At 60.4% G+C, this 18,953-nt stretch carries 17 protein-coding genes; 9 read left to right on the forward strand and 8 right to left on the reverse strand.

The window, feature by feature from the left end; genetic code table 11:
* Positions 1-5: 5 nt before the first annotated feature.
* The gene (gene pgl / locus ACMVPR_RS07660; protein ID WP_416882351.1) at positions 6-683 is read right to left on the reverse strand and encodes a 6-phosphogluconolactonase; all 678 of its coding nucleotides are present in this window, start codon (positions 681-683) and stop codon (positions 6-8) included.
* A complete protein-coding gene (gene zwf / locus ACMVPR_RS07665; RefSeq protein ID WP_416882352.1) occupies positions 680-2,134 on the reverse strand; it encodes a glucose-6-phosphate dehydrogenase in 1,455 nt (484 codons plus the stop codon). Before zwf ends, pgl begins: the two co-directional genes overlap by 4 nt.
* Before the next feature lie 215 nt (positions 2,135-2,349).
* On the opposite strand from zwf, the gene ACMVPR_RS07670 reads away from it, so the two are divergent.
* From ACMVPR_RS07670 to ACMVPR_RS07680, 3 genes are read left to right on the forward strand one after another with little or no spacing between them, the layout of a single operon-like run.
* Entirely contained in the window at positions 2,350-3,291 is a 942-nt protein-coding gene (locus ACMVPR_RS07670) for a nucleoside hydrolase (RefSeq protein ID WP_416882353.1), read from the forward strand.
* On the forward strand, positions 3,288-3,734 hold the full coding sequence (locus ACMVPR_RS07675) for a GNAT family N-acetyltransferase (protein ID WP_416882354.1): 447 nt from the start codon (positions 3,288-3,290) through the stop codon (positions 3,732-3,734). Before ACMVPR_RS07670 ends, ACMVPR_RS07675 begins: the two co-directional genes overlap by 4 nt.
* 46 nt (positions 3,735-3,780) lie before the next feature.
* The gene (locus ACMVPR_RS07680; RefSeq protein ID WP_416884633.1) at positions 3,781-5,199 is read left to right on the forward strand and encodes a protein adenylyltransferase SelO; all 1,419 of its coding nucleotides are present in this window, start codon (positions 3,781-3,783) and stop codon (positions 5,197-5,199) included.
* Here the strand turns inward: ACMVPR_RS07680 and ACMVPR_RS07685 are convergent.
* On the reverse strand, positions 5,175-6,089 hold the full coding sequence (locus ACMVPR_RS07685; protein ID WP_416882355.1) for a DMT family transporter: 915 nt from the start codon (positions 6,087-6,089) through the stop codon (positions 5,175-5,177). The genes ACMVPR_RS07680 and ACMVPR_RS07685 overlap by 25 nt on opposite strands.
* Positions 6,090-6,246: 157 nt before the next feature.
* On the opposite strand from ACMVPR_RS07685, the gene ACMVPR_RS07690 reads away from it, so the two are divergent.
* The 5 genes from ACMVPR_RS07690 to eno all read left to right on the forward strand — a co-directional run bounded on the left by ACMVPR_RS07690 (position 6,247) and on the right by eno (position 10,687).
* A complete protein-coding gene (locus ACMVPR_RS07690; protein WP_416882356.1) occupies positions 6,247-7,035 on the forward strand; it encodes a DUF533 domain-containing protein in 789 nt (262 codons plus the stop codon).
* A gap of 15 nt (positions 7,036-7,050) precedes the next feature.
* Positions 7,051-7,896 (forward strand): DMT family transporter, encoded by an 846-nt coding sequence (locus tag ACMVPR_RS07695; protein WP_416882357.1) that lies wholly within the window; start codon positions 7,051-7,053, stop codon positions 7,894-7,896.
* Positions 7,897-7,972: 76 nt separating this feature from the next.
* Positions 7,973-8,383, forward strand: coding sequence for a Fur family transcriptional regulator (locus ACMVPR_RS07700; RefSeq protein ID WP_292268370.1), 411 nt, complete (start codon positions 7,973-7,975; stop codon positions 8,381-8,383).
* A gap of 54 nt (positions 8,384-8,437) precedes the next feature.
* Positions 8,438-9,331, forward strand: coding sequence for a DMT family transporter (locus ACMVPR_RS07705; RefSeq protein WP_416882358.1), 894 nt, complete (start codon positions 8,438-8,440; stop codon positions 9,329-9,331).
* Positions 9,332-9,409: 78 nt separating this feature from the next.
* The gene (gene eno, locus ACMVPR_RS07710) at positions 9,410-10,687 is read left to right on the forward strand and encodes a phosphopyruvate hydratase (RefSeq protein WP_292268373.1); all 1,278 of its coding nucleotides are present in this window, start codon (positions 9,410-9,412) and stop codon (positions 10,685-10,687) included.
* Between the two features lie 95 nt (positions 10,688-10,782).
* On the opposite strand, the gene ccmE is transcribed toward eno, so the two are convergent.
* From ccmE to ACMVPR_RS07735, 5 genes are all read right to left on the reverse strand, one after another.
* Positions 10,783-11,238 carry a cytochrome c maturation protein CcmE gene (ccmE, locus tag ACMVPR_RS07715; RefSeq protein WP_300580867.1) on the reverse strand — a complete coding sequence of 152 codons (456 nt, stop codon included), beginning with the start codon at positions 11,236-11,238 and terminating at the stop codon, positions 10,783-10,785.
* A gap of 186 nt (positions 11,239-11,424) precedes the next feature.
* Positions 11,425-12,453 carry an N-acetyl-gamma-glutamyl-phosphate reductase gene (argC, locus tag ACMVPR_RS07720; protein ID WP_416882359.1) on the reverse strand — a complete coding sequence of 343 codons (1,029 nt, stop codon included), beginning with the start codon at positions 12,451-12,453 and terminating at the stop codon, positions 11,425-11,427.
* A gap of 48 nt (positions 12,454-12,501) precedes the next feature.
* Positions 12,502-13,314, reverse strand: coding sequence for a glutamate racemase (locus ACMVPR_RS07725; protein WP_300580872.1), 813 nt, complete (start codon positions 13,312-13,314; stop codon positions 12,502-12,504).
* Positions 13,315-13,346: 32 nt separating this feature from the next.
* Positions 13,347-14,159, reverse strand: coding sequence for a lysophospholipid acyltransferase family protein (locus ACMVPR_RS07730; RefSeq protein WP_300581012.1), 813 nt, complete (start codon positions 14,157-14,159; stop codon positions 13,347-13,349).
* A 159-nt stretch (positions 14,160-14,318) separates the two neighbouring features.
* Positions 14,319-17,735 carry an indolepyruvate ferredoxin oxidoreductase family protein gene (locus ACMVPR_RS07735; RefSeq protein ID WP_416882360.1) on the reverse strand — a complete coding sequence of 1,139 codons (3,417 nt, stop codon included), beginning with the start codon at positions 17,733-17,735 and terminating at the stop codon, positions 14,319-14,321.
* Between the two features lie 165 nt (positions 17,736-17,900).
* Between ACMVPR_RS07735 and ACMVPR_RS07740 the strand changes: the two genes are divergently transcribed.
* On the forward strand, positions 17,901-18,821 hold the full coding sequence (locus ACMVPR_RS07740) for a LysR family transcriptional regulator (protein ID WP_416882361.1): 921 nt from the start codon (positions 17,901-17,903) through the stop codon (positions 18,819-18,821).
* The last annotated feature ends 132 nt before the right edge of the window (positions 18,822-18,953 follow it).

The following is an 18,953-nucleotide window of genomic DNA, read 5'->3' on the forward strand; positions in this document are numbered from 1 at the left end:
CGCTCTCACTCCGCCCAATGAACTGTTGCGCCGTCGAGAACGGCGTTGATCGGCGCATCTTCGGGCAGCTTGCCCCGCGCGGCCTCAAGCGCATCGCGCTTGTCCTGTCCGAAGATCAGCACATGCTTTCGCATTGCCTCGTTCAGAACCCGCGCGCTGAGCGTGATGCGCGGTTCAGGAGCACCCGGTGCCCGCATTGCAACGAGGATCGGCGCGTGAGGGTCCAGCGCCTTGTCCAGCTGGTCGGCACCCGGAAAGATCGACGCGGTGTGCATATCGGTTCCCATGCCCAGCAACACCACCGCAAGCGGCAGTTCGTCCGCGATCTGGGTTTCCAATTCGGCCAAGACCTCTTCGGGTTCATGCGCCGGGATATAAAGCGGCAGCAATCGCGCCGCCGCCGCCCGGTCCACCAAAAGCCGCTCACGCAGCAGCCGGGTGTTCGACCGATCACTGTCCTCGGGCACCCAGCGTTCATCGGTGAGCATCACGTCGACACGGCTCCAATCGAGATCAGCTGCGCAGAGATCGTCGAACACGGGCCCGGGTGATGTTCCTCCCGGCACCGCCAAGACAACCCGGTCCTCATGGGTCAAGATGCTGCGCAGATCACCGGCCAGTTTGTTGGCCAGATCCATCGCCAGCATTTCGCGGTCGGGATAGGTCTGAAACTCGTAGCTCATGCCTTCACCTCGCGCCATTTGCGTCCGTCCCGGTGCATCAACATCAGCGCATCTTCGGGACCAGAGCTTCCGGGGTCGTATGTCTTGGGCACATCATTGCGCGCTTGCCAGCCTGCGATCAAGGGATCGGTCCAGGCCCATGCCGCCTCGACCTCATCGCCGCGCATGAAGAGCGTCTGGTTACCCCGGATCACATCCATGATCAGACGTTCATAGGCATCCGGCACTTCTTCGGCATCCGGCCCCAGGGCGTCGGCAAAACTCATGTCCAGAGGCACATCGACCAGACGCATGCCGCCCGGCCCCGGTTCCTTGATGGTCACGTCCAGCGTCATGCCCTCGTTCGGCTGCAACCGGATCGCCAGCACGTTGCGGTGCCGCCCGGCATCCGCACCGAAAATCGAATGGGGCGCGTCCTTGAACACAACAGCAATCTCTGACGCGCGGGCCTTCAGGCGTTTGCCGGTGCGCAGGTAAAACGGGGTCCCCGCCCAACGCCAGTTGGAGATGTGGCACTTCATGGCGATAAAGCTCTCGGTGCGCGACTTGGGGTCTTCCACATCTTCGCGGTAGCTGGGACCGTTTTCATCCGCGCCATATTGCCCGCGCACGATGTGATGCCAATCAACCGGCTCAAGCGCGCGGATCACCTTGAGCTTTTCGTCCCGCACAGCGTCAGGTTCGAATTTAGCCGGCGGCTCCATCGCAATGAGGCACAGCAACTGCATGAGGTGGTTCTGCACCATGTCCCGCATCGCGCCGGACTTGTCGTAATAGCCGCCGCGCCCTCCGACGCCCACAGTTTCGGCCACGGTGATCTGGATGTGATCGACGTATTGCGCGTTCCACAGCGGCTCAAACAGCATGTTGCCGAACCGGACCGCCATGAGGTTTTGCACCGTCTCCTTACCAAGATAATGATCGATGCGGTAAATCTGCGTTTCGTGGAAATGCTGCGCCAACGTGGCATTCAGCGTTCGGGCAGACTCAAGGTCATGACCAAACGGCTTTTCCACCACGATCCGACTTTCAGGTGTCGCAAGCCCGAACCTGTGCAAGCGTTCGGCGAGGTCCCCAAACAGCGATGGCGCAACCGAAAAGTAGAACGCGCGCACCGTATCGGCGCGCATTTTGCCGTTCAGTTCGACCCAACCCCCATCTCCCTTGGCGTCGGTGGTGACGTAGGACACGGTATCAAGAAACGCATCCAAGGTCCCAGCTTCGCACGTCCGTCCGCCGCCGAATTCAGCCACGGCGTCCGAGACCATCCGGCGATATTCGGCATCGTCCATCTCTGATCGCGCTGCGCCAATGATCTGTGATCCTTCGGGCATTTGCCCCGCACAGAAACGGCGGAAAAGACCTGGCAAGATCTTGCGTCGCGCCAAATCTCCGGTTCCGCCAAAGATCACAAGGTCAAACGGGTCGACGGGAATAACGCGGGACACCATGGCGCGATCCTTCCGATTCTGCTTCGCTCAGCGCCTTGTTAGCGCTAACTGCTCGGATGTAAACTGATTTCGCAATAATTGCGTCCAGTCTAACACCCATAGAACACGCTGCAATCAGGTTGCCGAAAGAACGGGCAAAGCGCCGCTCGTGCCCATCAACACGCTTGATCCCGGCCCCCCTGCATGTCACCACCGCGACAAGCAAGGAGTCCCGGATGTCCCCCCGTAAAATCATCATCGACACAGACCCCGGCCAGGACGACGCAGTTGCGATCCTGCTGGCCCTCGCCTCTCCCGACGATCTGGAGGTTCTGGGGATCACCGCCGTGGCCGGGAACGTGCCCCTGCCTCTGACACAGAAAAATGCCCGCATCGTCTGCGAACTGGCGGGCAAGCCTGAAACCCTTGTCTTTGCGGGATGCGATGCGCCCATCGCGCGCAAGCTTGTCACGGCAGAGCATGTGCACGGCAAGACCGGGCTGGACGGCCCAACCCTGCCCGACCCAACCATGCCCTTGCAGGACCAGCACGCGGTAGATTTCATCATCGAAACCCTGCGGGCCGAGGAAGAAGGCAGTGTCACGCTCTGTCCATTGGGGCCGTTGACCAACATCGCGACCGCGTTGAAGCGGGCACCTGATATTGCCGAGCGCATACAGGAAATCGTGCTTATGGGTGGCGCTTATTTCGAAGTGGGCAACATCACACCCGCCGCCGAGTTCAACATCTATGTCGACCCAGAAGCCGCCAAAAAGGTCTTTGCCTGCGGCGCACCAATAACCGTGATGCCGCTCGACGTGACCCACAAGGCGCTGGTGACTGCAGAGCGCAACAATGCCTTCCGAGCGATTGGTACGCCCGTGGGGATCGCCGTGGCCGAGATGACCGATTTCTTCGAACGCTTCGACAAGGAAAAATACGGCAGCGCCGGTGCGCCTTTGCATGACCCTTGTGTCACCGCCTACCTTATCAAGCCGGACCTCTTCACCGGACGACACATCAATGTCGAAATCGAATCCGGCTCCGATCTGACTTTGGGAATGACCGTCGCGGATTGGTGGGGTGTCACCGACCGCGCACCCAACGCCACGTTCATGGGCGACATCGACGCGGACGGCTTTTTCGCCCTGCTCACCGAACGTCTGGGACGGCTATGAAATCCTTGCACCTCGCCTCTCCCGAGGACCTGCCACGGTTGCTGCCGCTGGTTGCGGCGTTTCATGAACACCAAGGCTTCAACACGTCGCCCGAACACCAGCACAACGCAATTGTTCCTTTGCTCGAAGGCAGTCCCCACGGCGCGATCTGGCTGATCGGCCCGCGCCGTGCTCCGGTCGGCTATGTCGTGGTTTCCTTCGGCTGGTCGGTCGAATATGGCGGCATGGACGCCATCGTCGATGAAATCTTTGTCCGAAGCGCCGTGCGCAAACGCGGCATGGGATCAGACGCGCTTAATGGTCTGTCCAAGGCGCTCAAAGACGGTGGCATAAAGGCGCTTCACCTCGAAGCGGATCAGGGCAACGAGACACTCAAACGGTTCTACCAACGCTGCAAGTTCGAGACACGCGAAGGCTACGCCTACATGTCTCGCGAGCTCTAACGCGCCGGGGCTGGTGAGACAGACCACAAGCGCTTATATCCGCACCATGACCCTGCACATTCCCTTCGACAACAGTTACGCCGCCCTGCCCGACACGTTTTATGCGCGGGTCAAACCCGAGCCGGTCAAAGCGCCTTCGCTGATCGCCATCAATGAACCGCTGGCCCGCGATCTTGGCATCGACGGGCTGGACGATCCGAACCTCGCGGCGCTCTTTGCAGGCAACGCGATCCCAGATGGCGCGTCGCCCTTGGCGCAGCTTTATGCCGGTCATCAGTTCGGCCAGTACAATCCGCAGCTCGGCGACGGCCGTGCGATCCTGCTGGGCGAAACCATCGGCACCGACGGCATCCGCCGCGACATCCAGCTCAAAGGCTCGGGCCGGACGCCATTTTCCCGCATGGGCGACGGGCGCGCATGGCTGGGTCCGGTGCTGCGCGAATACGTGGTAAGCGAGGCGATGCACGCGCTTGGTGTGCCGACGACTCGCGCACTAGCTGCTGTTCGCACTGGCGATGTTGTGGTGCGCGAACGCCCCCTGCCCGGCGCCGTTCTGACCCGCGTCGCGCAAAGCCACTTGCGCGTCGGCACATTCCAGGTCTTCGCCGCCCGTGGCGAGACCCAGGCGCTGCAAACCCTCTTTGAGTATGCAGTGGCTCGGCACTATCCCGAGGCCACTGATCCTGCCTCTTTCCTTGATGCGGTCATGCGCCGGCAGGCGGCTTTGGTCGCCCACTGGATGAGCCTCGGCTTTATTCACGGCGTGATGAACACCGACAATTGCAGCATTTCCGGCGAAACCATCGACTATGGTCCCTGCGCCTTCATGGACAGCTACCATCCGGAAACCGTCTATTCCTCCATCGACCGCTACGGGCGCTACAGCTATGCCGCGCAGGCGGACATCATCGTGTGGAACATGGCCCAGCTTGCAACCGCGCTGTTGTCGCTGATGCCTGATCCCGAAGCATCGGTCGAAGCCTTCACGACGCAGATCCACACAATGCCCGAGATGATCCGCGCGGAATGGCTGCAGCGGTTCGGGGCAAAGATCGGCATCGCCGACCCGACGCCAGAGGATGCCGCGTTGATCGGGGACCTGTTGACGCTGATGCAGACAGCCGAAGCCGATTTTACCAACACCTTCCGGGGGCTGGTGGACGGCACCGCGCGCGATCAGTTTGCAGATCCGACCGGGTTCGATCACTGGTCCGAGGCTTGGCAAAGCCGCATCGCCAGCGAAGACGATCCAAAGGGCCGGATGAGCGCTGCCAACCCGGTTCTGATTCCGCGCAACCACCAGATCGAAGCCATGATCACCGCAGCCGTGGGCGGCGACGATGCTCCCTTCGCGCGCCTGATGGCGGCTTACGCAACTCCCTATGGTGCCAATCCCGATTTCGACGATCTGCGCAGCCCACCTGCCCCCGAAGAAGTGGTTCAGGCGACGTTCTGTGGCACCTGAGCGGGGCGTTTGCGCCGCCGATTGATCAGGACAATCCCGACAGCAACAAGCGCCATCGCGCCAAGGAACCCCGGCCCCACCGGCTCGTCCAGCAACAGCCAACCCATGCCCACCGCCAGAACCGGTGACAGGAAACTAAACGCTGCAATGTCGGACGCCGGATAGACTGCCATCAGCCGCAGCCAGAACAGGTAACCGAGGCTGGCAACGAAGATCACCTGGAACAACAGACCTGCCACATGCACCCCCGTCGGTGCCCGCAAAAATTCCCCGAAAAGCGGTGCCGCCGCCAGCAAGCCCACAGCCGAAACTGAGAGCTGCCAGAACAACTGGCTTTCTGCGGGCAGTTCCGACACCCGCGTGAGCCGCACCGTCAGGGCAATGCCCGCCCATGCGAACGCTGCCGATAAGGCCAGTACGTCCCCCAAAAGGCTCCCGGCTTCGCGCGATTGCGGATCGAAAAGTGCCCAGATCACCCCGGTCATCGCCAGGAGCAATCCAAGCAAGCGTCGCCAGGACAGAGTTTCCCCCGGAAGCACAAAATGTGCAATCAGCGCCAACCAGATCGGCATCGAATAGAACAGGATCGACACGCGCGACACGGTCGTCAGGTCAAGGGCAATGAAAAGGAAGATGAACTCGATGGTGAACAGGCCGCCCAGCAAAAGGCCGGGCCAGAGCGTGCGCCGCACCCCTTCAAGCCGTCGGCCCAGAACCAAAAGCCACACTCCCAGAACCAGCAAGGCCAGTCCTGATCGCAACCCTGCGGCAAAGACGGGACCAAACCCGCCATTGGTGACTTTGATCACCACTTGGTTGAACGCCAGCACAGTGGCGAACACAACAAGGCTTGCGGCCCCTGTCAGATCAATTGCATCTTTACGGTCCATCTGCGTCAGGGACACCCGCAGGCCCGAAGGGTCAAGCGGAAAACGCTGCAAGCGGGCGCAGTCAAATCCGCACAGCGCAAAGGTTTTTCTACATCCCGCCCGCGAATTGGGCATCCTGTGCACAGCAAAAACAACCTGATCGCCGGGAGTAAGAAGTATGAGTCTCATGGGAACACTGGCCAAAGTGGCCATCGGATATGCCGCAGCGCGTGGCGTGGATCATCTGTCCGGAGGCAAGGGCTTTGGCGGGCTGATGGGCGGCGCTCAAGTGCCGGGCGACAACCCTCTGGCGCAGATTCAGTCGCAATTGGGCCAGATGATGGGCGGTGCAGGTGGATCGAATCCGCTCGCCGGGATCATGGAAAAGATGCAATCCGGCGGGCTTGACCTGTCGTCGATGATGGGCGGCGGGGCTGCTGGCGCAGACGCAGGCGACAAAGGTGGTCTGCTGTCACAGCTTGGCGCTGGTGGTGGCGGGGCCGGTCTGGCCGGCCTTTTGGCCGCAGCCGGTGGCATGGCCGCGCTGGGCGGCAAGAACATGGGTGGCATGCTGGACCAGTTCGCCAAATCGGGTGCGGCAGCCCCACAGGCCGAGGAAACCGCCGCCCTGATGCTGCGCGCGATGATCCAGGCAGCAAAATGTGACGGCGGCATTGACGAGGCCGAACGCGCCAAGATTTTCGACACTGTGGGCGACGATGCCGATGCCGAAGACATCGCCTTCGTACAGGACCAGCTGGCAGCTCCGGTCGATGTGGATGCCCTCGCGGCCGACACCCCTGCTGCGCTTCGCGCTCAGGTCTATTCCGCCTCGCTGATGGCGATCCGGCTCGATACCCAGCCCGAAGCCGAATACCTTGACGCGCTCGCCCGCGCGATGGATCTGGACCAGCCGACAGTCAACGCGCTGCATATGCAGATGGGGGTTCAGCCGCTCTATAGCTGAACCTGACACACCTCTATGAAAGGCATTCTGCTGGCCTGTCTCGGTGTCCTGATCCTGACACCGGACGCGCTCCTGATCCGTCTGTCCGGCCTTGAGGCCGCCCCGCTGGTCGCATGGCGCGGGCTGGCGATGGGAACGCTTTTTCTGACCGCAGCAACACTCACCGGCCAGGTGCGCCTGTTCCCAAGGCTGGCCTCTGGCGTTGGGGTGGCATTGGTGCTCGCACAATGGGCCAATGCCTCGCTCTTCGCCCCCGCCATTTCGCTGGCCCCGGTGGCGCTGGTCCTGATCGCGGTGGCGACAGTGCCGATATGGGCCGCCATCCTGTCCCGCGTGCTCTACGGCCAACCCACGGGCACCGCGACATGGATCACCATCGCCGTGGTCAGTGTGGGCATCGTGATTGCCATGTCCGGCAAAAGCGACATCGCCTTCACCGCAACTGCTTTGATCGGCGTGGCGTGTGGCCTTGGCGTGGCGCTGAGCCTGGCGCTCAGCTTCACGCTGCTGCGCCACAACCCCGACATGCCGCTTCTGCCTGCTGTGGGGACCGGATCGATGCTGGCCGGGCTGACCGCCTTCGCCCTCACATCTCCGCAAGAGATGACATCCGGCACGACATGGGCCATCGCCATCGCAAGCTTTATCGTGCTTCCTGCCTCGTTCTACCTCATGTCCGAAGCGTCCCGGCACACTGCCTCTGTAAACGTAAGTCTAGTGCTCTTGCTCGAGACTGTTCTGGGCCCGCTCTGGGTCTGGATGGTGATCGACGAAGCCCCAACCGCGACGATGCTCACCGGCGGGACTATTGTCGTTGCCACACTCGCCACCTATCTCTGGCACCTCCGCCGCAGAGCGTGAAAAAGTCGTTTGCGCATTCTGGCATTGCCCGGCGCAGTTCGGTAAACCAGCGCGCACCAAGACAAGAGGCCCGGCGATGTCCGAAACCATCCTTTCCCGCTGCGAAGCGCAGGGCCTGCGCCTGACAGAACAACGGCGCACCATCGCACAGGTGCTTGAGGATGCGACCGACCACCCGGATGTCGAAGAGCTCTACGCCCGCGCCTCGGGGCGGGACCCGAACATCTCGATCGCAACGGTTTACCGGACAGTAAAATTGTTTGAAGAGGCGGGCATCCTTGAGAAGGTTGATTTCGGTGATGGCCGCGCGCGCTACGAAGACGCCGAACGCGATCACCACGATCATCTGATCGATCTACACACCGGCAAGGTCATCGAATTCGTCGACCCCGAGATCGAGGCGCTTCAGGAAAAGATCGCGGCCAAGCTGGGTTACACGCTGAAAGGCCACAAGCTCGAACTCTACGGCGTACCGATCAAGAAATAACCGACACGCGTCGCGGCACTGGCCTCTGCTGAAAAAGAGGCGTAGCTGCACAGCATGCAAACCGTTCGCGCCATCCTCCTGATGATCCTTGCGATGGCGCTTTTGGCGCTCAGCGATGTATTCATCAAACTGTCGTCACAGGTTCTTTCCCCCGGCCACGTGATGTTCTTTCTCAGCCTTGGCGGAACCTTGTGCTTCATCCTCATCGCGAAATGGCAGGGCGCGAAACTGCTCAGCCGCGATGCGCTGCACCCGTGGGTGCTGGCCCGTAGCGGGCTTGAGATCGTCGGCGGGCTGGGTCTCGTTCTGTCCATCGGACAGATCCCTTTGTCGCTTTTTGCCGCCATCATGCAGATGGCACCGCTGGTCGTGACGCTTGGTGCCGCAATCTTCCTCAAGGAACCCGTTGGCCTACGCCGCTGGCTGGCGATCTTTGCGGGCATCATCGGTATGCTTCTGGTGATCCGCCCCGGTGCCGAAGGCTTTGAACCCGCAGCACTTTTCGCGGTGATGGGCGTCTGTGGGCTGGGTCTGCGTGATCTCATCACCAGGCTATCGCCGTCTCACATCCCGTCCATTTCGCTGGCCACTTGGGGGTTTTCGGCAACCATCCCCATTGGCCTTGGCCTGATCCTGATCTCTGACGCGCCCACCCAGATGAGCGCCATCACCGCGTGGCACATGGGCGCGGGAATCGTGGTGACGGCGCTGGGTTATTACGCGGTGACACAAGCGATGCGGATGGCACCCGCCGCCATCGTATCCCCCTTCCGCTACACGCGGCTGATCTTCACCATGAGCCTCGGCATCCTGATTTTCGGGGAACGTCCTGACACGATGACCCTGACAGGTGCGGCGATCATCCTCGCCGCCGGTCTCTATGCGCTTTACCGCGAACGCAAACTGGCGCTCGAACAAGACACGCTAAAGCGGCAGGCCGCCCGTTAGCGCTATCATGCATAGTTTACTTTGCGTCCGTCCCTGCTATACCGCCGCGTAAATGCAGCTTCATCAGGACCAAGCGCAATGAGCACCATCATCGACATCCACGCCCGTGAAATCCTTGACAGCCGGGGCAACCCGACCGTCGAAGTCGACGTCACATTGGAAGACGGCACCATCGGCCGCGCCGCTGTGCCCTCGGGTGCGTCCACCGGAGCGTATGAGGCCGTCGAAAAGCGCGATGGCGACAAGAGCCGCTACATGGGCAAAGGCGTTCTCGAAGCCGTGGCCGCCGTGAATGGCGAGATCGCGGATGAGATTGTCGGACTCGACGCCACCGAACAGGTCGGCATCGACATGACGATGATCGAACTGGACGGCACCGACAACAAGGGCCGCCTTGGGGCCAACGCCATCTTGGGTGTCAGCCTTGCCGTGGCGAAAGCCGCCGCCGATTTCACCGCGCAGCCGCTTTTCCGCTATGTCGGCGGCACCTCGGCGCGTCTGCTGCCGGTCCCGATGATGAACATCATCAATGGCGGCGAACATGCCGACAACCCGATCGACATCCAGGAATTCATGATCATGCCAGTGGCTGCGGAAAACATCCGCGACGCAGTGCGCATGGGGTCTGAAGTGTTCCACACGCTGAAGAAAGAACTGTCGGCAAAGGGCCTTTCCACTGGTCTGGGCGACGAAGGCGGTTTTGCACCCGAATTGGGCTCCACCCGCGAGGCGCTTGATTTCATTCTGAAATCCATCGAAAAAGCGGGCTACACGCCGGGCGATGACATCATGCTCGCCCTCGATTGCGCCGCGACCGAGTATTACAAGGACGGCAATTACGTTTATGCGGGCGAAGGCAAGACCCTCACCTCGGACGAGAACGTGGCCTATCTGCAAGCGCTGGTGAACGACTACCCGATCCTGTCCATCGAAGATGGCATGTCCGAAGACGACTGGGACGGCTGGGCGATGCTGACCGAGGTGCTGGGCGACAAGGTGCAGCTTGTGGGCGACGACCTGTTCGTCACCAACCCGGCCCGTCTGGCCGACGGCATCGCGCGCGGCTGTGCAAACTCCATGCTGGTCAAGGTCAACCAGATCGGCACGCTGACAGAAACGCTCAAGGCGGTCGATATGGCCCACCGCGCGCGCTACACAAACGTGATGAGCCACCGCTCGGGCGAGACCGAAGATGCGACGATTGCCGATCTCGCGGTGGCTACGAATTGCGGTCAGATCAAGACCGGTTCGCTCGCACGGTCCGACCGGTTGGCCAAGTACAACCAGTTGATCCGTATCGAGGAAATGCTGGCAGAGACCGCAGAATACGCAGGGCGGTCGATCCTGCGCGGGTAATCATTTCGAATTTTCCTTCGGAAAATCCGACAGGCCGGGCGCTGCGCGCCCGGCTTTTTTGCGTATTTGGAAAGAGAAGAAGATCAGGCGCGCGTTCAACTGCCTGCGTTCGGGTCCTTGTAGATGCCTTGCTCTTTCAGCGCGTCCACCACTTCGGCAGGCATGTATTCCTCGTCGTGTTTGGCAAGGATTTCAGAGGCTTCAAACACGCCGTTGATGTATCGCCCCGTGCCGACCATGCCTTCGTTCTCGGAGAAGAGATCCGGCAGCACACCCGAATAGACCACCGGCACTGTCGCACCGCCATCGGTCACGCTGAAGGATACGGTCGATCCCTGCCCCCGCACGATGGAGCCTTCCTCGACCAGACCGCCGATGCGGAACACTTCGTTGGGCGCGGGCGGCTCTGCGATCACCTGGCTGGGAGAGCGGAAAAAGTTGATCCCGTCCCGCATGCCATAGCCGATCAGCGCCGTCGATAGGATCAAGGCAACCGTCGCCAGCGCGATCACCTGGATCCGGCGTTGCTTTTTCAGCGATTTCAGGGCCATGACGTCCTCCCGACCGAACCTGCCTCAATATATACACGCAAACTTCGTTCGCAAACTGCGGCAAACCAATTTGCCGCAGGTCCGACCGATCATTTTTCCGGCTTCACGTGATCTTAAGCCGTCAACGTCACAGAGTCTTCGAACGAAGACTCTGGAGCCGACCCAGAAATTTCTGGGCACACCGGCTCAAGGGAAACACGGCGCAAGCATTAGACCCGCGGTCTCTTCCAGACCCAGCATCAGGTTCGCATTCTGCAACGCCTGCCCGGATGACCCTTTGGTCAGATTGTCGAGCGCCGTCACGATGATCGCACGGCCCGCGATCCGATCCCCTGTCACCCCGATGTGGCAGAAGTTCGATCCGCGCACGTGATGGGTCGAGGGTGTCTCTCCGAATGGCAGCACTTCGATGAAGGGTTCGTCTGCATAGGCTTTGCTAAGCGAGGCATGGATCACCTGCGCGTCACCGCTGACATAGCAGGTGGCAAGAATGCCCCGGTTCGCCGGGATCAGATGCGGAGTGAACTGCACGCGCACCTCTTCGCCCGCCAAGGCGCTGAATTCCTGATCGAATTCGCCCAGATGCCGATGCGTGCCTCCGACGGAATAGGCATTGTATCCCTCCGACAACTCGGCATGCAGCAGGTTCTCTTTCAAAGACCGGCCCGCGCCGGAGACCGCACATTTCAGGTCGAGGATGATGTCCTTCAGCCCGATCACCCGGTCGGAAATCAGCGGCCGCAGGATGTATTGCCCCGTCGCCGCATTGCACCCGGTGCCTGCAACCAGCCGTGCCTCGCGAATGGCGTCGCGGTAGAATTCGGTCAGGCCGTAAACCGCCTCTTTCTGCATTTCGACGGCCGCATGCGGATTGCCATACCATTTCTGGTACTCCGCTGGATCCCGCAGCCGGAAATCCGCGGACAGATCCACGATCTTGAGGTCCGTCGGCAGTTTCGCGATCACTTCCTGGCTGGTCTTGTGCGGAAGCGCGCAAAAGCAGAGGTCGATTTCAGAGAAATCAATCTCTTCCCAAGTCACAAGCTGCGGCAGCTTCAGGTGGCGCAGGAACGGAAATACCTGCGCGATGGTCTGCCCCGCCTTGGAATTCGCGGCCAAGGCGGCGATCTCCATGTCGGGATGGGTGGCGATGAGGCGCAGCAACTCCGCTCCGGTATAGCCGCTTGCACCAATGATGGCGATTTTACAGGTCATGTGGTCACTCCCAGTGACGAAAATTCTTGAAAAAGGATCTCGTGAGGCTCAGGCGGCCTTGAAGTCGATCCGTCGTCGCAGGAATTGCGTGGCGTGATCCGACACACGCTTCGCATCGCCCGTGGTCAGGAACATCGATTCTGTGCCCGGACCCTTCATGTCTGGATGGCGGACAAGATAATCGGCCAGTGACTCGGCCACGAGGTTTGCCTGACTGTAGACGGCAACCTCAGGACCCAAAGCATCCTGAAAGATCTCCTGCATCAGCGGATAATGCGTGCAGCCCAGAATGGCCGCCTGCGGGGTCGGCATCTTGCGCTTGAGCGCATCCACGTGGGACCGCACCAGCGCTTCGGCCAAAATCATGTCCCCGTCTTCGATGGCATCCACAAGACCGCCGCAGGCTTGCGCCTCCACGTCCACGCCAATGGCGCGGAAGGCCAGTTCGCGTTGAAACGCTCGGCTGCGTACCGTGGCCGGGGTCGCAAACAGCGCCACATGCTGCACCGCCACTTCGCGCGGCGGGGAGTTGTCGCCCCATTGCCGCTCGGTCAAAGCCTCGATCAGCGGCACAAACACACCCAAGACGCGTTTGTCACGCGGTACCCAGCTTTCCTGCATCCGCCGGAGCGCTGCCGCCGAAGCCGTGTTGCAGGCCAGAATCACCAGATCGCAGCCCGCATCCCACAGCCGTTCCGTCGCCGCGCAGGTGAGAGTGTAGACATCATCGGCATCGCGCACACCGTAGGGCGCATGCTTGTTGTCACCAAGATAGACAAACGGCACGTCGGGCAGCCGCTTGGACACCGCGTCCAGAACCGTCAGCCCACCCAAACCGCTGTCAAATACGCCTACCGCCATGTCGCCCTCGCGCACGCGGCAGGGGATGGCGTTCAGCCACGCACCCGGTGCCGCTCTTCAAACTCAAAGCCGTAGTCGTATGACGCATACGGCGTTGGAGACAGCTCATACGTGGCTTTGCGCAGAAAATCCATCAGCTCTCGCGCGTCTTTTTTGCGGCTGTCGATTTCATGTGCGGGGATCGGTGCACCAATGACGATGCGCACCGGGGTATCGACCCGTTTGCGGAATTCCTTGATCAATAGCCCCATGCGCAGCGTGTAATGAAGATGGCTGGCCAATTGGAACAACCGGCTGGTGTGACCATCGAAATAGATCGGCACGACGGTGGCGTCTGATTTCGCAATCATGCGCGCCGTGAATCCGCGCCAGCCCGGATCCATGGGTTTGGCAAAAGGCGTCACCGCAGTTGAAACGGTTCCACCGGGAAACACGCCAACGCTGCCACCCTCACGCAGATAGTCGAGCGCAACCTTGCGCGTTTCGATGTTCTGCGCGACCGCCTCTTTGGTTTCGTCGAAATTGACTGGCAGGATGATCCGGTCAAGATCGGCCGCCTTGCGGAACACTTTGTGCGCAAGGATGCGGAAATCGCCGCGCGTGACCGACAGGATATGGCCAAGGATCAGCCCGTCGAGGATGCCATAGGGGTGGTTGGCGATCACGATCAACGGACCGGTACGCGGGATATTGTCGAGCGAGCCGCCCACCACATCGAGGCTGAGGCCGTAGCGGTCAACCATGACCTCCCAGAAATCGCGGCCTTGGGCGACCTCATCCTGATAGCCCGCAGCGCGTTTTATCAGACTGAGCCGCCCGGTGGCGTTTTCCATCAGTCGGATCATCGCACGGCCCGGTTTGGACCGCGCAGAGTAAGAGTAAGAAATGTCACGGGCGGCGGAAGACGTCACCAATCAAGCTCCGAATACCTTGGATCGCGCCCAGCTAGCGCATTCTGATTTATCCGCAAAGATGTAACAGTTCCTTAAAAGTCCTGTGACGCATCATTCGGCAGCCTGCTTCAATCCGGCCCCACCAGACCTCAAAACCGCAAGCAATTCTTCTCTGCGTTTTTCCGCTTTGGCAGCGTTGGCATGTTTGACCGGGCCAAAGCCGCGGATCTGGAGTGGAAGCTCTGCCAATGCCGCCAGCGCATCCAGCGTTTCCGGCTTCACCTTGGGCAACCATTCGCGCAGATCCGCCTCATATTGCTTGATCAGCGCGCGCTCCATGCGGCGTTCCTCGGTGCGACCGAACGGGTCGAACGGGGTGCCGCGCAGCCATTTGAGTTTCGCCAGAAGGCCAAAGCCGCGCAGCATCCCTTCGCCATACTGCTTTTTCACCGGCCGACCGTCCGGCCCTGTCTTGGACAGCATCGGTGGGGCAAGGTGGAACGACATCTTGAAGTCACCGCCGAACTGCTCTTCCGCCTTGGCACGGGTTTCGAGATGCAGGCGTGAGACCTCGTATTCGTCCTTGTAGGCCAAAAGCTTGTGATAGCCCTTGGCCACCGCCTCTTTCAGGCGGGGATCGGAGACACGGTCCACCAGCTTACGATAGCGTTTGGCATAGCGGGTGCTTTGATATTTTACCAAATGGTCAAATCTGTACGCGATCTTCTCGTCCAGCGTTTTGGGCAGCGGGATCACCTTGGGTTCCGCCACCCGCGCTGCCTCTTGCGGATGAAGAACCGCCCAGCGGCCGATCTCGAAGGCGCGGATGTTTTTCTCCGCCGCCGCACCATTCAACTCGATAGCCTGAATGATCGCATCGTAGGTCAGCGGCACCAGCCCGCGCTGCCACGCGGCGCCAAGGATCATCATGTTGGAAAAGATCGAATCCCCCAATGTGGCTTTCGCCAGTTCAGACGCATCGAAAAGGTCGAGCCTGTCCCGCAGCCGCGCCTGAAGCGAGACGGTCAACCGGTCGGTAGGCAGCGCAAACTCGGTGTTACGGGTGAAATCGCCGGTTATGATCTCGTGGCTGTTGACCACCCCACCCGTACGACCCGTACGCATCAGGCCGAGCGTCTTGGCCCCGGCGCTGACCACCAGATCGCCACCAATGAGCGCGTCGGCCTCACCGGTGGCAACACGAATGGCGCTGATATCGCTCGGGGTGTTGGCCAACCGCAGGTGGATATGCACAGCGCCGCCCTTCTGGGCGAGGCCTGCCATCTCCATCATACCGGCACCCTTGCCGTCGATCTGCGCCGCCTGCGCCAGAACCGCACCGATGGTGACGACACCCGTGCCGCCCACGCCGGTGACAACCACATTCCATGTGCCGTTGATCTTGGGCAATTCGGGCGCAGGCAGGTCCGGCAGGTCAAGCGATGTTGTCGCTGCTTTCTTCACCTGCGCGCCTTCCAAGGTTACGAAAGACGGGCAAAACCCTTTGAGACAAGAGAAATCCTTGTTGCAGGACGACTGATCAATCGCCCGCTTGCGGCCCAATTCGGTTTCCTTGGGCACGATGGACACGCAGTTCGACTGCACCCCGCAATCGCCGCAGCCTTCGCAGACATCGGTGTTGATGAACACGCGCTTGTCCGGGTCGGGAAACTGGCCCCGCTTGCGGCGGCGGCGTTTTTCTGCAGCGCAGGTCTGGATATAGACAATGGCGCTGACACCTTCGGTCTTTGCAAACTTCGCCTGAACGGTTTGCAAATCCGCGCGTTCCGCAAATTCAATGCCTTGCGGGAAGGAGTTGAGGTCCACATCCTCTTTCTCGTCATAGACGACCGCAAGGTGCTTGACCCCCATCGCTTTCAGTTCCGACGCGATCTGCTGCGGTGACAACCCACCGTCATTCTTCTGACCGCCGGTCATGGCGACGGCATCATTGAAGAGGATCTTGTAGGTGATCGTCGTCCCCGCCGCGATGGCCGCGCGGATCGCCTGCACGCCTGAGTGGTTGTAGGTGCCATCGCCGATGTTCTGGAACACATGTGGGGTCTTCGAGAACAGCGACTCCCCGATCCAGTTGGCCCCCTCAGCCCCCATATGGGTAAAACCCAAAGTCTCGCGGTCCATCCACTGAACCATGTAGTGACAGCCGATCCCGGCATAGGCGCGGCTGCCCTCGGGCACTTTGGTGGAGCTGTTATGTGGACAGCCCGAACAGAAATACGGCAGGCGCGCTGCGATCTCTTTCGCGTTGTCGGCTTTCTTCGCCTCATCAATGGCTTGCATCCCGGCCTTGATGCGATCTGTGTCGCGGCCCTCTTCGATCAGGATCCCACCAAGCTTTTCCGCGATCAGGATCGGATCAAGTGCGCCGCGCGTCGGGAACAGTTCTTCACGGTGAAGACCACCCGCACCGCCCTTGTACCAGCCATAGACTCGGACACGGTTGTCGTCGAAAAGCGCCTCCTTGATCTGGACCTCGATCAGCTTGCGCTTTTCCTCGACCACGACGATCAGTTCCAGCCCTTCGGCCCAATCGTGAAACCCGCGCATGTCCAGCGGCCATGTCTGGCCGATCTTGTAGGTGGTGATGCCCAAACGCGCGGCCTCGGCCGCGTCGATACCCAGCAGCGACAGTGCATGAACAAGGTCGAGCCAGTTCTTGCCCGCCGCGACGAACCCGATCTTCGCCCCCGGCTTACCCCAGATCCGTTTGTCCATCTTGTTGGCATGGGAAAACGCCTCGGCGGCAAAGCGTTTGTGGTCGATCATCCGCGCCTCTTGTGCGTGCGGCGTATCGACAAGGCGGATGTTCAAACCGCCTTCGGGCATGTCGAATTCTGGCACCACGAAAGACATCCGGTCCGGGCGACCATCGACGACCGAGGTCACCTCGACCGTGTCCTTCATGGTCTTGAGACCCACCCAAAGACCCGAAAACCGCGACAGGGCAAAGCCATAGAGGCCGTAATCGAGAATTTCCTGCACGCCCGCAGGCGACACCACGGGCATGTAGGCGTCGATCATCGCCCATTCCGACTGGTGCAGCACGGTCGAGGATTTGCCCGTGTGGTCATCCCCCATTGCCATCAGCACACCGCCATGGGGTGACGTGCCCGCCATATTGGCGTGCTTCATCGCGTCGCCAGACCGGTCCACCCCCGGCCCTTTGCCATACCATAGGCCAAAGACACCGTCATAGCGTCCTTCTCCGCGCAACTCGGCCTGCTGCGCGCCCCAAAGGGCTGTAACGGCCAGGTCTTCGTTCAACCCTTCCTTGAAGGTCACATCCGCTGCTTTGAGGAAGCGCTCGGCCCGGTGCATCTGCATGTCAACCGCACCAAGAGGCGAGCCGCGATAGCCGGTGACATATCCTGCGGTGTTCAGCCCTGCAGCCGTGTCGCGAGCCTTTTGCATCAGCATCAAGCGCACCAATGCCTGGGTGCCATTCAGAAGCACCGGCGATTTTGAAAGATCGAACCGATCGTTCAGAGTGATCTCGGCTTTGGTCATTTGACGCCTCCCCGCGTGAAATGTGCCTATAGATTAACACAAATTTAGGTCACAATTGCTGACCTTACCACAAAATTCTTTTGAAATTTCAGTGTTACGTGAAGTTGTCATTCATATAACGACTTATGTCATGTAAACCGCTTCTGACGATTGAAAGAGTAAGCAATGGACTGGGACAAGCTCAGAATATTTCACGCGGTTGCCGATGCGGGCAGTCTGACCCATGCCGGGGACACGCTGCACCTGTCTCAATCCGCCGTGTCCCGGCAGATTCGGGCACTTGAGGAATTGCTGAACACGGTTCTGTTTCACCGCCATGCGCGGGGACTGATTCTGACCGAACAGGGTGAATTGCTGTTCGACGCGACCCGGTCGATGAACAAACGCATCGAAGCGGCCACCGCGCGCATCCGCGACAGCGAAGAAGAAGTGTTCGGCGAATTGCGCGTCACCACGACCATCGGGTTCGGGTCGCTCTGGCTCGCACCACGTCTGCCCAAGCTCTACGAAAAATACCCCGATCTGAACATCGACCTGATGCTGGAAGAGCGGGTGCTCGATCTGCCGATGCGCGAAGCGGATGTGGCGGTGCGGATGAAGGAACCGAGCCAAGCCGACCTTATTCGCAAGAAACTGATGTCGATCCGCATGCGGCTCTATGCGTCGCCGGAATACCTTGCCCAGAACGGCACGCCGGAAACGATGGAGGACATGGCCCATCACCGGCTGATCTGCCAAAATCCGCGTGCGGCACAGGTCAGCGCCGGCATGATCATGGTTCAGCAACTTTTGACCCATGACATCAAGTCGACCCTGACAGTGAACAACTACTTCGGCGTGCTGCAATCTGTGCTGTCCGGCCTCGGCATCGGCGTCTTGCCGGATTACATCATCGAGGACTTCCCGACGATACGGCGGGTTCTGACGGATGTGGAATTGGGTGAAGTGCCTGTTTTTCTTGCGTATCCGGAAGAGCTTCGACAATCCAAGCGCATTGCTGCCTTCCGGGATTTCGTGCAGGAAGAGATTTTCACGCACCGTCAGACCCGCAAGGCAATAGAGGCCGAGAGATCCACGAATGTGTGACCCATGCGCCTCACGCATAGCGGGAATGACACAGGCACCGGGCTATCCCTCTTGTCATGCAACGGAACGCTGACATATTTAGCAGTTATGAGATGGGACGCTGTATTGCGCATCATTTTCATACCTCCCTGT

The organism is Marivita sp. (assembly GCF_048006345.1).
Classification (GTDB): Bacteria; Pseudomonadota; Alphaproteobacteria; order Rhodobacterales; family Rhodobacteraceae; genus Marivita.